The 14,411-nt window shown below is 63.5% G+C and carries 10 protein-coding genes; 6 read left to right on the top strand and 4 right to left on the bottom strand.

The window, feature by feature from the left end:
- Positions 1-10 precede the first annotated feature (10 nt).
- Complete coding sequence (ccoN, locus tag MWN76_RS05515) at positions 11-1,465, bottom strand: cytochrome-c oxidase, cbb3-type subunit I (RefSeq protein ID WP_250460011.1); 1,455 nt, start codon at positions 1,463-1,465, stop codon at positions 11-13.
- A gap of 144 nt (positions 1,466-1,609) precedes the next feature.
- On the bottom strand, positions 1,610-2,830 hold the full coding sequence (locus MWN76_RS05510; RefSeq protein ID WP_250460009.1) for an argininosuccinate synthase: 1,221 nt from the start codon (positions 2,828-2,830) through the stop codon (positions 1,610-1,612).
- A gap of 307 nt (positions 2,831-3,137) precedes the next feature.
- Between MWN76_RS05510 and pyrC the strand changes: the two genes are divergently transcribed.
- The 6 genes from pyrC (at position 3,138) to MWN76_RS05480 (ending at position 11,367) form a co-directional block, all read left to right on the top strand.
- On the top strand, positions 3,138-4,169 hold the full coding sequence (gene pyrC, locus MWN76_RS05505; RefSeq protein WP_250460008.1) for a dihydroorotase: 1,032 nt from the start codon (positions 3,138-3,140) through the stop codon (positions 4,167-4,169).
- Between the two features lie 253 nt (positions 4,170-4,422).
- On the top strand, positions 4,423-5,088 hold the full coding sequence (gene rnt, locus MWN76_RS05500) for a ribonuclease T (protein ID WP_250460006.1): 666 nt from the start codon (positions 4,423-4,425) through the stop codon (positions 5,086-5,088).
- Positions 5,089-5,146: 58 nt separating this feature from the next.
- The gene (locus MWN76_RS05495) at positions 5,147-8,335 is read left to right on the top strand and encodes a DEAD/DEAH box helicase (RefSeq protein ID WP_250460004.1); all 3,189 of its coding nucleotides are present in this window, start codon (positions 5,147-5,149) and stop codon (positions 8,333-8,335) included.
- Positions 8,336-8,637: 302 nt separating this feature from the next.
- On the top strand, positions 8,638-10,557 hold the full coding sequence (locus MWN76_RS05490) for an extracellular catalytic domain type 1 short-chain-length polyhydroxyalkanoate depolymerase (RefSeq protein ID WP_250460002.1): 1,920 nt from the start codon (positions 8,638-8,640) through the stop codon (positions 10,555-10,557).
- Positions 10,558-10,646: 89 nt separating this feature from the next.
- Positions 10,647-10,847, top strand: coding sequence for a hypothetical protein (locus MWN76_RS05485; RefSeq protein WP_250460000.1), 201 nt, complete (start codon positions 10,647-10,649; stop codon positions 10,845-10,847).
- A 319-nt stretch (positions 10,848-11,166) separates the two neighbouring features.
- Positions 11,167-11,367, top strand: a complete 201-nt coding sequence (locus MWN76_RS05480; protein ID WP_250459998.1) for a hypothetical protein — start codon at positions 11,167-11,169, stop codon at positions 11,365-11,367.
- Positions 11,368-11,434: 67 nt separating this feature from the next.
- On the opposite strand, the gene secF is transcribed toward MWN76_RS05480, so the two are convergent.
- Both secF and secD read right to left on the bottom strand, forming a co-directional pair.
- The gene (gene secF / locus MWN76_RS05475; protein WP_250460104.1) at positions 11,435-12,394 is read right to left on the bottom strand and encodes a protein translocase subunit SecF; all 960 of its coding nucleotides are present in this window, start codon (positions 12,392-12,394) and stop codon (positions 11,435-11,437) included.
- Positions 12,395-12,463: 69 nt separating this feature from the next.
- Entirely contained in the window at positions 12,464-14,329 is a 1,866-nt protein-coding gene (gene secD, locus MWN76_RS05470) for a protein translocase subunit SecD (RefSeq protein WP_250459996.1), read from the bottom strand.
- Positions 14,330-14,411 lie beyond the last annotated feature (82 nt).

The raw sequence follows: 14,411 nt of genomic DNA, 5'->3' as shown, positions 1-14,411 counted from the left end.
GTCTGACCTCCTAAGCCGTCTGCGCCATGGGCACGGTATTGTCACCGCGCGCGGCATTTTCCTTCTCGGTGATGGTGCGGAACACGTTGTAGGCCATCAGGAACATGCCGAACAGGAAGAAACTGCCGCCAATCCAGCGCACGATATAGCCCGGGTGGCTCGCCATCACACTCTCCACGAAGCTGTAGGTCAGGGTGCCGTCGGCGTTGAAGGCGCGCCACATCAGGCCCTGGGTAATGCCGTTGACCCACATGGCGGCGATGTAAAGTACCGTGCCGACGGTCGCCAGCCAGAAGTGGGCGTTGATCAGCTTGACGCTGTACATCTGTTTGCGGTGGAACAGTACCGGCACCAGGTGGTACAGGGCACCGATGGAGATCATCGCCACCCAGCCCAGCGCGCCGGAGTGCACGTGGCCGACGGTCCAGTCGGTGTTGTGGGACAGGGCGTTGACCGTCTTGATGGACATCATCGGCCCCTCGAAGGTGGACATGCCGTAGAAGGACAGGGACACCACCAGGAAGCGCAGCGTCGGATCGGTGCGCAGTTTGTGCCAGGCCCCGGACAGGGTCATGATGCCGTTGATCATGCCGCCCCAGGACGGCGCCAGCAGGATCACGGACATCACCATCGCCAGGCTCTGGGTCCAGTCCGGCAGCGCGGAGTAATGCAGGTGGTGGCCGCCGGCCCAGACGTAGATGGAGATCAGCGCCCAGAAGTGCACGATGGACAGCTGATAGGAGTAGACCGGGCGCCCCGCCTGTTTGGGCACGAAGTAGTACATGATGCCGAGGAAGGCCGCGGTCAGGAAGAAGCCCACGGCGTTGTGGCCGTACCACCACTGGATCATGGCGTCGGTGGTGCCGGAGAACAGCGAGTAGGCCATGAACGACGAATAGGGAATCGCCAGGTTGTTGACGATATGCAGCGCGGCGATGGTGATGATGTAGGCGCCGAAGAACCAGTTGGCCACGTAGATGTGGGAGGTCCGGCGCTTGGCGATGGTGCCGAAGAATACCAGCGCGTAGGCGATCCAGATGAATGCGATCAGGATGTCGATCGGCCACTGCAGCTCCGCGTATTCCTTGGTGGACGTCAGGCCCATCGGCAGGGTGATGGCGGCGGCGATAATCACCACCTGCCAGCCCCAGAAGGTGAAGGGCACCAGCCAGCCGCCCCAGAGGCGGGTCTGGCAGGTGCGCTGCACCACGTAGTAGGAAGTCGCGAAGAGCACGCTGCCGCCGAAGGCGAAGATCACCGCGTTGGTGTGCAGCGGGCGCAGGCGGCCGAAGTGGCTGAACGGCTGCCAGAAGTTGTTCAGCTCCGGCCACGCCAGCTGGGCTGCAATGAGCACGCCCATACCCATCCCGAAAATACCCCAGACCACCGACATGATGGTGAACTGACGTACCACTTTGTAGTCATAGTCCGGCACGGGGCCAGTCTTTGCCACGGTTGTCGTCATTGTGTTACTTCCGTTGCTATTTAGAATTCGATTCCACTGGACGAACGGCATCTGCCGCAGGATTTGCGGGTCTATACCTTCACACTAGCTCGCGACGGTCGGCGGGCGACGATTTAAACGCACCTGTCGCCCGCTGCAACTGACTCAGATCAAGTCGCGCCCTTTTCCCGCCGCAATACGCAGGCGCAGGGCATTCAGCTTGATAAAGCCCTCCGCATCCTTCTGGTCGTAGGCGCCGGCGTCGTCCTCGAAGGTGGCGATGCGTTCGTCGAACAGGCTGTCTTCCGAGCGGCGGCCCACCGCGGTGACACTGCCCTTGTACAGTTTCAGGCGCACCTCGCCGTTGACCACCGACTGCGACTGGTCGATGGCCGCCTGCAGCATCTCCCGCTCCGGGGACCACCAGTAGCCGTTGTAGATCAGCTTGGCGTAGCGCGGCATCAGCTCGTCTTTCTGGTGGGCCACCTCGCGGTCCAGGGTGATGGACTCGATGGCGCGGTGGGCCTTCAACAGGATGGTGCCGCCGGGCGTCTCATAGCAGCCGCGGGACTTCATGCCCACATAGCGGTTCTCGACGATATCCAGGCGGCCGATGCCGTTGTCGCCGCCCAGCCTGTTCAGGGTTGCCAGCATGGTGGCCGGACTCAGGCGCTCGCCGTCCAGCGCCACCGGATCGCCGTTCTCGAACGTCAGGGTGATGTAGGTGGGCTGATCCGGCGCCGCCTCCGGGCTCACGCTCCAGCGCCACATATCCTCTTCGGCCTCGGCCCAGGGGTCCTCCAGGATGCCGCCCTCGTAGGAGATATGCAGCAGGTTGGCATCCATAGAATAGGGGGACTTCTTCTTGCCGGAGGAGAAATCCACCGGGATCTTGTGCTGTTCGCAGTAGCTCATCAGCTTTTCGCGCGAGGTCAGGTCCCACTCGCGCCAGGGCGCGATCACCTGGATACCCGGTTTCAGCGCGTAGGCGCCCAGCTCGAAGCGCACCTGGTCATTGCCCTTGCCGGTGGCGCCGTGGGAGATGGCATCGGCGCCGGTTTCATTGGCGATCTCGATCAGGCGCTTGGCAATCAGCGGGCGGGCAATGGAGGTGCCCAGCAGATACTCGCCCTCGTAGATGGTGTTGGCGCGGAACATCGGGAAGACGAAATCGCGCACATACTCCTCGCGCAGGTCGTCGATATAGATCTCTTTCACGCCCAGCGCTTCCGCCTTGGCGCGCGCCGGCTCCACTTCCTCGCCCTGGCCGATATCCGCGGTAAACGTCACCACTTCGCAGCCGTAAGTGTCCTGCAGCCATCGCACAATCACCGAAGTGTCCAGACCGCCGGAATACGCCAATACAACCTTGTCGATTTTGCTCATTACTATGCTCGATACCCTTGTTTGCCGGAAGTGCTGCCCGCCATTGAACACACCGCGCTGACTGCCGCAGCGGGTGGAACAGTGTCGGTCTGGGGGGATTATTGTTGGAGGTGTGCCCAGGAGCGGCAGCTGCGCTGCCTTTTTTCGGGGCGCGATTGTAGCGCCTCATGCCGCGATCGACTAGCGCCAGAAAGACCACAAGGGCATAATGGTTATTTAATGTACAAACTGCGGCGCATCGCAATTTGCCGGTGCTTCGGTTAGCATCTGCGCCGCAACTCACCAGCCCCGGCGAAAGATTACCCAAATGACGGACCAGATCACCCTTCGCGCCCCCGACGACTGGCATATCCACCTGCGCGACGGCGACGCCCTCGAACGCACCGTCGGCGACGCGGCGCGCCAGTTCCGCCGCGCCATCGTGATGCCGAACCTGGTGCCGCCGGTGGTCGACGCCGGGGACGCCCTCTCCTACCGACTGCGCATCGAGGAACAGATCCCGGCGGGCAACCCGTTCGAGCCGCTGATGGTGATCTACCTGACCGACAGGACGGACGCCGCGGTAGTCAGGCAGGCGTTCGAGGCCGGCGTGGTCGCCGCCAAGCTCTACCCGGCCGGCGCCACCACCAACTCCGACTCCGGCGTCACCGATATCGCCAACATCTACCCGGCACTGGAGGCGATGCAGGAATGCGGCATGAAACTGCTGCTGCACGGCGAGGTGACGACCCACGATATCGATATCTTCGACCGCGAACAGGTGTTTATCGAGAAGATCCTGTCACGCGTGGTGGACGACTTCCCGGACCTGAAAATCGTGCTGGAACATATCACCACCGCCCACGCGGCCGAGTTCGTGCAGAAAGCGCGCGACGGTGTCGGCGCCACCATCACGGCCCACCACCTGCTGTACAACCGCAACCACATGCTGGTGGGCGGCATCCGCCCGCACTACTACTGCCTACCGATACTGAAACGCGGCTACCACCAGTCGGCGCTGATCGAAGCCGCCACCAGCGGCAACCCAAAATTCTTTCTCGGCACCGACTCGGCGCCCCATACCCAAGACAAAAAGGAAACCGCCTGCGGCTGCGCCGGCTGCTACACCGCCTACAGCGCCATCGAGCTCTACGCCGAGGTGTTCGACCGCGCCGGCGCGCTGGACAAACTCGAGGGCTTCGCCAGCGAGTTCGGGCCGGACTTCTACGGCCTGCCGCGCAACGACGGCAGCATCACCCTGAAACGCAAGCCCTGGGCCCTGCCCCGGAGCCTGGAGATGGGTAGCGAGCAACTGGTGCCGCTGGCCGCCGGCGAGACGCTGAACTGGCAGCTGGTATGATCGGGACTCGGGACTCGGGACTCGGGACTCGGGACTCGGGACTCCAAAATTGTGCCGAAGACACCGAAAGAAAAGAACATTACAGTCCGATGCGAAGGCCCTGCTAGCGGGATTCGTTTGCGGGACTGTCTGCGAGAGGGACCTCGCGGACAAGCCTACAGGGATGTATTCACGGCGTGTCCCGCATACGAATCTCGCTGGCAGGGCCGCCCCAGAATCTGCTTACAACCACAGAAACCGATAAGGACCCCAAGTGACCCCCGCCGAAGACCCCTCCGGACCCAAAAGCCTGTTAGCCCAGCGGTTTCGCGGCTTTCTGCCCGTGGTGGTGGATCTCGAAAGCGGCGGTTTCAATTCCCGCACCGACGCGCTGCTGGAAATCTCCGCCGTGATCCTGGATATGGATGAAGACGGCACACTGTTTCCGTGCGAAACCCACAGCTTCCACCTGGAGCCCTTCGAGGGCGCCAATGTCGAGCAGTCGGCGCTGGACTTTATCGGCATCGACCTGGAATCCCCGGACCGCGACGCCTGGCCCGAGGAAATCGCCCTGCCGGAACTGTTCCGCAAGATCCGCACCGCGGTGAAAAAGCACAGCTGCACCCGCGCCGTGGTCGTCGCTCACAACGCCCATTTCGACCTCGGCTTTATCAACGCCGCCGTGGAGCGCTGCGGCATCAAACGCAACCCCTTCCACCCCTTCTCCTGCTTCGACACCGCCACCCTGGCCGGCCTCGCCTACGGCCAGACTGTACTGGCGCGCGCCTGCCAGGTGGCCGGTATCCCCTTCGACAACAACGCCGCCCACTCCGCCGAGTACGACGCGGAGAAAACCGCCGACCTCTTCTGCGGCATCGTCAACAAGTGGCGCGCACTGGGCGGCTGGCCGCTGGAGGAAAAGGCCGTGCCCGCGGAGTAACTCGACAGCGGCTCCCGCCGTGGCATAGGATTTCGCTTTTTTGCTTGGGGCCATTTTCATGTCGCTACCGGAAATCACCCGCGGCGCCATCCTCGCCGCCTGCGGCGCCGGCGCCTTCCAGCGCGGCCAGCGCTATGCGGAAGACGGACGCGTAGTCTTCCTGCAGATGGATCCGGACGCCGGGCTGGTCGCAAGCGCCGTGGAGGGTTCGGGCCCCGAACCCTACGAACAGGAGATCAACCTGGTACCGGGCCAGAAGCAGACACGCATCAGCGGTTACTGCGACTGCCCCGTGGGCTTCAACTGCAAGCACGTGGTCGCCGCCCTGCTGACGCTGATGCAACAGCTGGAGAGCGGCAGCATCGCCGACGACAACCTCGCCCTGGCGAACTGGCGGCGCCGTTTCAGCGCCGCGGCCCAGCCGACCCCGGCGGCGGCAGAGCAGCGCGGGGAAATGGTCATCTACCTGCTCGGCGAAGGCGACGACGGCCTGCTGGAAATCGGCATGCAGCGGGTGCGGCGCAGGAAAGGCGGCACCTGGGGCAAGCCCGTCTCGATTCCGGGCGCGCCCTGGAATTACCGCTACAGCAGCGCCGCCACTCCCGAAGACGCGACCATCGTCGAACTGCTTGCCGACAGCGGCAATGCCGACTGGCTGTTTACCCCCGAGCGCCGCCGCGGCGCCATGGCACTGGCAGAGATCCTCGACACCGGCCGCGCCATGCTGCCCGCGAGTGGCAGACCGGCGACAGCCGGCGAACAGCGGTCGCTCGCCTACACCTGGGATGAGAACGACGGCCAGACACAGCTGCAGGTGACACTGGCGGACTGCGACGGCGACTGGCTGCTGGCCGTCACCGAACCGCCCCACTACCTGGAGATCGACACCGGTCTCTGCGGCCCCATCGACACACCGCTGTCCACCGAACAGATACTGCTGCTGCGGGAAATGCCCCCGGTGCCCGCCGACGCCCGGCTGGACACCGCGCAGCTGCTGGCCGAGCAACTGCCGGTCGACACACTGCCGCTGCCGCTGGAAAACCTTGCCAGTATCGGCGGAGAACCGACACCGCTGTTGCGACTGGGCTACCGGGAGGCGCTCGACTGCCGCTACGCAGCGCTCTATTTCGTCTACGACGGCCATGAAATCCGTGCCTTCCCGCCCAAGGACAAACAGATACTGGATACCGACGGCAGCCAGTTGCTGCTGACCCGGGCCGGGGATTTCGAGCACGACGCCATCGACAGCCTGGAAGCGCTCGGCTTCACCGGCTATCGCCTGTCCCCGGACGTCGGCGATGTGGGCTTCCTGCTGCCCGACACCGACACCATGCCGTCGCCGCTGCGCTGGACGGAATTCCTCGACGTGGACGCCGAACCATTGCGCGAGCGCGGCTGGCGCATCGAAAAGGATCCCGACTTCCAGCTGGATGTCATCGGCGCCGACAGCCTGTCCGGCGACCTGAGCGGCGACAGCCTCGGCATCCAGGTCAATTTCGGCGATCGCCAGCTGGAATTGCTGCCGCTGCTGGCGCGCGCACTCGAATACGGCGACCAGCTGCCGGAAAACGGCCTGATCGTACAGACGGGACCGGACCAGTGGCTAAGCATCCCGCGCGACTGGATAGAACCGGTGCTGGAGACGCTGATCGAGCTGCACGAAGAACCGCAACTGGACGACAGCGGGCACCTGAAACTGCACCGCCACAACCTGGCACCACTGACCCAGCTCGAAGACGAACTGGACAACAGCCGCTTCCAGTGGCACGGCGGTAAGAAGCGCCGCGCCCTGGCCCGCCAGCTCAAAGAACTCGACCGCATCGAGGCGGTGAAGCCGCCGCGCGGTCTGCGCGCCGAACTGCGCAGCTACCAGCAGGAGGGACTCGACTGGCTCGCCTTCCTGCACCGCTTTCGCTTCAGCGGCATCCTCGCCGACGATATGGGCCTGGGCAAGACCCTGCAGACACTGGCGTTTATCCTGTACCTGAAACAGCGTGGCAAACTGCCCGAGGCGGCGCTGATCATCGCCCCCACCAGCCTGCTGGGCAACTGGCTGCACGAAGCACAGAAATTCACCCCACGACTCAACGCCGCCATCAGCCACGGCCAGGGCCGGGACAGCGTGCTGGAGGCCCTCGGCGACTACGACCTGGTCATCACCAGCTATGCGCTGGCGCAGCGGGATGCGGACATACTGGGCCCGCACCCGTTCAGCCTGCTGGTGCTGGACGAGGCCCAGGCGATCAAGAACCCCCGCGCCAAAGTCTCCCAGGCACTGCGTGACTACGAAACCACACAGCGCCTGTGCCTGACCGGCACGCCGCTGGAAAACCACCTGGGGGAATTCTGGGCCCAGTTCGATTTCCTGATGCCCGGCCTGCTGGGCGGCCAGAAGTCGTTCAACCGCCTGTACCGCAACCCGATCGAAAAGGAAGGCGACGAGTCCCGCCAGCGGCAACTGCGCAACCGCACCGCGCCCTTCATGCTGCGCCGCACCAAGGAACAGGTGGCGAAAGAGCTTCCGCCGAAAACCGAAATCGTGCAGGCGGTGACCCTCGGCGACCGGCAGCAGAAACTCTACCAGTCGGTGCGCGCCAGCATGGAGAAGGAGGTGCGCCAGCTGCTGGACCGCAAGGGCCTGGCCAAAAGCCATATCCAGGTGCTGGACGCGCTGCTGAAGCTGCGCCAGATCTGCTGCGATCCGTCGCTGGTGAAAATCCCCAGCGCAACCAAAGTAAAGCAGTCGGCCAAGCTGGAGGCGCTGCTGGAAATGCTCGAGGAAATGCTGGCGGAGGGGCGCAGGATACTGCTGTTCTCGCAGTTCACCAGCATGCTGTCGATCGTCGAGGGCGAACTGAAAAAACGCGGGGTCGCCTACAGCAAGCTCACCGGCCGCACCCGCAAGCGCCAGGCGGCCATCGATGCTTTCCAGGGCGGCGAGGTGCCGCTGTTCCTGATCAGCCTCAAGGCCGGTGGTTTTGGCCTCAACCTGACCGAAGCGGACACCGTGATCCACTACGATCCCTGGTGGAACCCGGCGGCGGAAAACCAGGCCACCGACCGCGCCCACCGCATCGGCCAACAGAAACCGGTGTTCGTCTACAAGCTGATTGCGGAGGGCACCATCGAGGAGCGCATCCAGGAACTGCAGCAACACAAGCAGTCGCTGGCCGACGCGCTGCTCACCGGCGAGGGCGCGGCGCTGTCGAAACTGAGTGGTGAGGAAATTCTGCAGCTGTTCCAGTAGTCGACCAAGCCAGGCCCGTTTCCGCAAACTAGTGGGCCGGCGACGGGCACGACATCCTCTATCCGCTGACACCTGAGCAGACTGTATACTCTGTGCCCCGGTGGCACCGGAACCGGTGACCATCTACCGACAGCACGCCAATCGCCTGAAAAACGCCGGCCTCTGATTGCGGCGGGTAGAGTCTGCGGCCGGGGGCCGCCGGTACTTTCTCCCCATTCCTCCAACCAAGGTCGCATTCCCAGCGCCGAATCACCCTTCTAGGCTGATCGGCGCCCTATTCCATAAAAATAAAGGTGAATGCGATGATGATCCCGACAACCGGGCGCGGATGGCTCCGCCGCCTGCTCTTTGCCATTGCGGCCTGTGGCGCCGCGACGTCCCAGGCCGGCAGCTGGCAGGAGGATGTCGCCATCGGCGGCTTCAACAATGTGCATCTCTACACACCCGACAGCGACTCCCCCATCGGCGACGGCAAGTCGCTGCTGATCGTGCTGCACGGCTGCGTGCAGCCGATCGATAACTACCTGAGCGCCAACCTGGAGGACGCCGCGGAAGAATTCGGCATGGTGGTGGCGGTGCCGGATGCGATGAACAAGGCCGGCTACAGTTGCTGGTCCTACTGGCAGGGCACAAAGTCCCGCGCCGCCGGCGACTATAAAAACCTGATTGATCTGGCCAGTGCGCTGTCCGGCGACAGCGCCCGCGGTATCGATCCGGACCAGGTGTATATCGCCGGCCTCTCCTCCGGTGCCAGCTTTGCCAATACCACCGCCTGCCTGGCACCGGACGTGTTCGCCGGCATGGGCATCAGCGCCGGGCCGAGTATCGGCACCAGCTCCAGCGGCGCCCTCGGTCCCTGTGAAACGGCCGATGTCACCAGCCGCTGCAACAGTTACGCCGGCAGTTACGCCGACCATTTCGACACCCAGATTGCCTCTATTGCCCAGGGCGACGCCGACACCACCGTCAACCAGTGCTACAACGACCAGAATGCCAGCGGTATGGCCGGGGTCTACGGCGTCACACAGCTCGGCGACAGCAATACCATTGCCGAGGGCAGCCGCAGCGCCGAAGAGACCCTGTGGCAGGACGGCCGCGTCTCGATGCTGTGGCTGAACGGCGTCGACCACGCCTGGTCCGGCGGCGAGGGCGCCAGCGGCAGCTATATCAGCGCTGCCGGTATCAACTATGCGCGTTACCTGGGTCAGTACTTCGCCGACAACAACAAGCGGGTCGACCGCAATCGGGCACCGGTGGTCAGCGATGTGGAGATCACCACCAGCGGCGACCGTATCCTGGTCAGCGGCACAGCCACCGACAGCGACGGCTCGGTGACCGGTGTCACCGCGACTTTCTCCGGCAACGGTGACAGCAGTACCAGCGGCGGGGTCGATGGAAACGGTTTTTTTAACCTGACCAGTGGCCCGCTGGCGGACGATCTCTATACGGTTGCGGTTGTTGCCACGGATAACAGCGGCGCCGAGGGCACCCCCTACTCCACCACCGTGCGCCTGGGCCCGGAGCCGCCGGAAACGGCACCGGAACTGGGGGACCTCTCCGCCACGGCCAGCGGCCAGTGCGTGAACGTGAGTGGCACGGTGGTGGACGAGAACCAGAACCTGGACTCGGTGGTGGTGGATTTCGGCAACGGCGCGGTAACGGCCGCAGTCACCGGCACCGACTTCAGCGCCGAGCAGTGCAATCTGCCGGGCGGTGACGGCAGCGCCCTGGTCACCGCCACCGACCTGGCCGGCCTCAGCGATACCGGCAGCGTTGCGTTTACCGTCGACGCCGGCGTAACCGCGACCCTGGACACCCATATCGCCGCCGGCCGTCTCGACTACACCAACTACGCCAACTGCTACCTGGAGTACAGCACCAGCCCATTTCGCCTGGATGAATTTGCGCTTTCCGGCGGCCAGTGCCAGTGGCGCGACGACGATGCCTCCTGCACCGGCCCGCAGGTCACCTGCTCCAGCGGGAGTGGAAGTGGCAGCGGCAGCAGCAGTGGAGGCAGCAGCAGCGGTGGGGACAGCTGCGACCAGGCGTCGGCCTACAACTACTACCACAAGACCGCCGGGCGGGCCTACAGCACCGGCAACCCGCTGGCACCGGACTATTTCGCCAGCGGCAGCGACGACGCCATGCCCGGTTCCACCTGGGGGCTGAATACACTGCACAGCGACGACGGCAACAGTTGGCAGCTGGGCAACTGTCCCTGAGAAAAGATTTGTTCCACCGCGGGGAATCGCGGCCGCCCAACACTACAATCACCGGGGTGAAGAGAATATCTTTTCGCAGGAGGTGATGTATGAACTCCCCCAAAGGCGGCCTGCGCCTGTCCAGCGTGCTGTTCGGGCTGATGTCACTGGGCCAGCTGTGGCGCCTGGTGGCGCAGCCGGAAGTACTGGTGGCCGGCGCACCGATGCCCGCGTGGCCCAGTGCAGTGGCCTTCATCCTGCTGCTGGCGCTGTGTCTCTGGCTGTGGAAGCTGTCCAACAGGGCCCATTGAAAGTGGACCAGTGGTCAAACGGAAGCCCGGCAACCGCCGCAATGCCGGTCAGTTAAACAGGTTAAGGCCTGGCAGCTGAGATTGCGCGAGGCTTTAGTTGGCATTGGGGCTGCCCCCGGCATCAGGGCCTTTGCCGCGACTGCGTGGCTTAACTGACCGGCATTAGGCAACCGCCGGGCTTTTTTGTATCAGCCGGGCGGGGAAGGGGAGAAAAATATGTGGCCAAAAGCGGGAAAACGGGTGTCAAATATCGGGCAGGTGATTTTTTGTGCAAACTACTGTAGAATACGCGGTTCTCGAAGAAAACCGGAAAACTATTGTGGCCAAGAAAGCAACCGGCGCATCCAAGCGCAAGCAACAACCCTCCGCTCTGGAAACCCGCGAGAGCATTGAGGAACAGGTACAGGCGTTCCTGGCTGGCGGCGGTGAGATACAGCAGGTTCCCAAGGGTGTCAGCGGCCAGACCAACACATCCGGTCCCAAGCATATTACCCTGGGCAAGAAGCCGCGCGCTTCCTGATTACCGGCAGCAGGTGATCAGTGGTGAAAGATACAGGCCACTGACCACCCCATTTCCCACCGAGCCGTCAGGGCATTTCCTCCAGCTCCGCGCCCTCTTTCACCGGCGGCATCAGGTCTTCCTTGGAGATACGCATCGTCATCAGTACGTTGACGGCCACGTATACCGAGGAATAGGTACCCACAATCACGCCCACGATCAACGCCAGCGAGAAGTTGTGAATCAGCTCGCCACCGAAGAACTGCAGTGCCCAGAGCACCAGCAACGTGGTCAGTGAGGTCATCGTGGTGCGGCCCAGGGTCTGGCTCATGGAGATATTCATGATCTCGCTCGGATCCGCCTTGCGCACGCGACGGAAATTCTCGCGGATACGGTCGAATACCACGATGGTGTCGTTGATCGAGTAACCGATCACTGCCAGCACCGCCGCCAGTACCGTCAGGTCAAAATCCAGCCTGAACACGGCGAAGAAGCCCAGCACGATGATTACGTCGTGTACCAGGGCCACCACGGCACCGATCGCGAACTTGTACTGGAAACGCAGCGCCACATAGGCCATCACCACAACCAGTGCGAACAGCATGCCCAGGCCGCCGTCATCGCGCAATTCCTCACCCACCTGCGGGCCCACCATTTCCACGCGGCGCAGTTCCACGTCGCCGGCGGAGCCCTGGCGCAGTACCGCAACCACCTGGTCGCCCACGGACTGGACGGCCTCGTCATCGCCGGCGCTGAGCTGGGTCTGTTCCTCCGCCACTTCCGGCGGCAGCTTGATCAGCAACTCGTTGTCAGAGCCGAAACGCACCACCGAAGCATCTTCGTAGCCCGCATTCGCCAGTTGGCTGCGCACCTCCTCGAGACCCGGCGCCTCCTCGAAACCCACCTCGATCTGGGTGCCGCCGGTAAAGTCCAATCCAAGTTTCAGGCCGTTCATCGCCAGCGCCGTGATCGAACCGACCACCAGCACAACCGACAGCACCAGAGCCAGTTTGCGCCAGCGCATGAAATCGAACACGCGCTTGCCCATATACTCGGTGATCTGGCCGTTTTCCTCTCTGGTTTCCGCTACTTTGCTCTCACTCACGGTCGGCGCTCCTTATATCCAAAGTTTCTGCACACGGCGACCGCCGTAGAACAAATTGATGATCGCACGGGTGCCCATGATGGCGCTGAACATGGAAGTCAGGATGCCCACGGACAGGGTTACCGCAAAGCCCTGCACCGGCCCGGAGCCGATCGCGTACAGGATCACGGCCACGATCAGCGTGGTGATATTGGCGTCGACGATCGCGCTGTAGGCATTGTCGAAACCCGCATTGATCGCCGACTGGGGCGGCATGCCGTTCCTGAGTTCCTCCCGTATTCGCGAGAAGATCAATACGTTGGCATCCACCGCCATGCCGATGGTCAATACCATACCCGCGATCCCCGGCAGCGTCAGGGTGGCGCCGAGGATCGACATCACCGCCACCAGCAGCACCAGGTTCAATGCCAGGGCAATATTGGCGGCGAGGCCGAAGACACGGTAGAACAACAGCATGCAGATCAACACCGCGATCAGGCCGATCTGCACGGAAGTCACACCCACATCGATATTGTCGGCACCCAGGGACGGGCCGATGACGCGCTCCTCGACAAAGTACATGGGTGCGGCCAAGGCGCCGGCGCGCAGCAGCAGTGACAGCTCCTGCGCCTCCGCGGCCTCGAGGCCGGTGGTGCGGAACTGCTTGCCCAACGCGCTCTGTACTGTCGCCAGACTGATGATGCGCTTTTCATCGACGCGCTTCTGTACCGTGATTTCGTTACCGGCCTCGTCCACCTTGGTCTCGGGAATAAAGCGGCTCTCGATAAACAGGGTGCCCATGCGGCGACCGACATTTTTCCAGGTGGCGCGGTGCATCATCTCGCCGCCGCGGGAATCCAGGGTGATGTTCACCTGCGGCATGCCGTTTTCGTCGTAGCCGACGCGGGCGTTGGTGACGCGGTCGCCCTTGATGATGACCTTGCGCTCCAGCCAGGCGCCGCCGTACATCTGGCGCTGCTGGTCATCGCGGTACTCGAAGTATTCCTTGTTGGTCACCAGCTCGTCGGGGCGCGCCTCCATGCGGAATTCCAGGTTGGCGGTCTTGCCGATGATGCGCTTGGCCTCGGCGGTATCCTGCACACCCGGCAGCTCCACCACGATGCGGTTGCGGCCCTGGCGCTGCACGATCGGCTCGGCCACCCCCAGTTCGTTCACCCGGTTGCGCAGCGTCGTCAGGTTCTGGGAGACGGCGTAGTCCTCCAGCTCCTTGACCTCCTGTTCCGACAGGGTCGCGCGCACTTCCAGGTTATTGCCGCTGCCGGCCTCGGTGACCTGCAGGCTGGGGAATTCACTGCGGATGGTGGATACCGCCTTGTCGCGCAGCGCCTCGGTGCGGAAGCGGGCGACGATCTCGCGGTCGTCCACCAGGTCGACGCTGCGGTAGCGGGCCTTGGCCGCCCGCAGCTTGGCCCGGATTTCCTGGGTATAGCCCTCGAGGTTGGTGCGCACGATGGTGTTGGTATCCACTTCCATCAGGAAGTGCACACCGCCGGCCAGGTCCAGGCCCAGCTTCATCGGACTGGCCCCCATGCTGCTCAGCCACTCCGGCGTGGTGGGCGCCTGGTTGAGTGCGACTACATATTCACTGTGACCGAGGGCCTGCTGGATCACGCGTTTGGCGGGCAACTGCTGCTCTATCGACTCCAGGCGCAGCAACACCCCCTTATCGCCCACTTCGCCGCCGAAATACCCGATACCCGCCTCGTCCAGGGCCTGTTCCGCCTGCTCGAGTACCTGCGGGCCAATTTCCATGGCGCTGGACTGGCCGGAGATCTGCACGGCCGGGTCCGGCTTGTAGAGATTGGGCGCGGCATACAGGAAGCCGAGGGCCGCGATCGTCAGAATCAGGAGATACTTCCAGAGGGGGTAGCGATTCATGCTGCTCTCATTGTTGTAGTGCGGCCGGGTGGGCCGGTCATTTAAAGCGATGTCGGACGATATGCGGGCGCGGGGCCCCGAT

This window comes from Microbulbifer litoralis, from assembly GCF_023634065.1.
Taxonomy (GTDB): Bacteria; Pseudomonadota; Gammaproteobacteria; order Pseudomonadales; family Cellvibrionaceae; genus Microbulbifer; species Microbulbifer litoralis.
The sequence above is the reverse complement of the archived record's forward strand: the minus strand, read 5'-3'. Positions and strand labels throughout refer to the sequence as shown.

Excerpts from the sequence above, each read along its gene's own strand:
- ccoN (WP_250460011.1), bottom strand. The coding sequence starts at position 1,465 with ATGACGACAACCGTGGCAAAGACTGGCCCCGTGCCGGACTATGACTAC.
- MWN76_RS05510 (WP_250460009.1), bottom strand. The coding sequence starts at position 2,830 with ATGAGCAAAATCGACAAGGTTGTATTGGCGTATTCCGGCGGTCTGGAC.
- secF (WP_250460104.1), bottom strand. The coding sequence starts at position 12,394 with ATGGGCAAGCGCGTGTTCGATTTCATGCGCTGGCGCAAACTGGCTCTG.
- pyrC (WP_250460008.1), top strand. The coding sequence starts at position 3,138 with ATGACGGACCAGATCACCCTTCGCGCCCCCGACGACTGGCATATCCAC.
- MWN76_RS05495 (WP_250460004.1), top strand. The coding sequence starts at position 5,147 with ATGTCGCTACCGGAAATCACCCGCGGCGCCATCCTCGCCGCCTGCGGC.
- MWN76_RS05485 (WP_250460000.1), top strand. The coding sequence starts at position 10,647 with ATGAACTCCCCCAAAGGCGGCCTGCGCCTGTCCAGCGTGCTGTTCGGG.
- secD (WP_250459996.1), bottom strand. The coding sequence starts at position 14,329 with ATGAATCGCTACCCCCTCTGGAAGTATCTCCTGATTCTGACGATCGCG.
- MWN76_RS05490 (WP_250460002.1), top strand. The coding sequence starts at position 8,638 with ATGATGATCCCGACAACCGGGCGCGGATGGCTCCGCCGCCTGCTCTTT.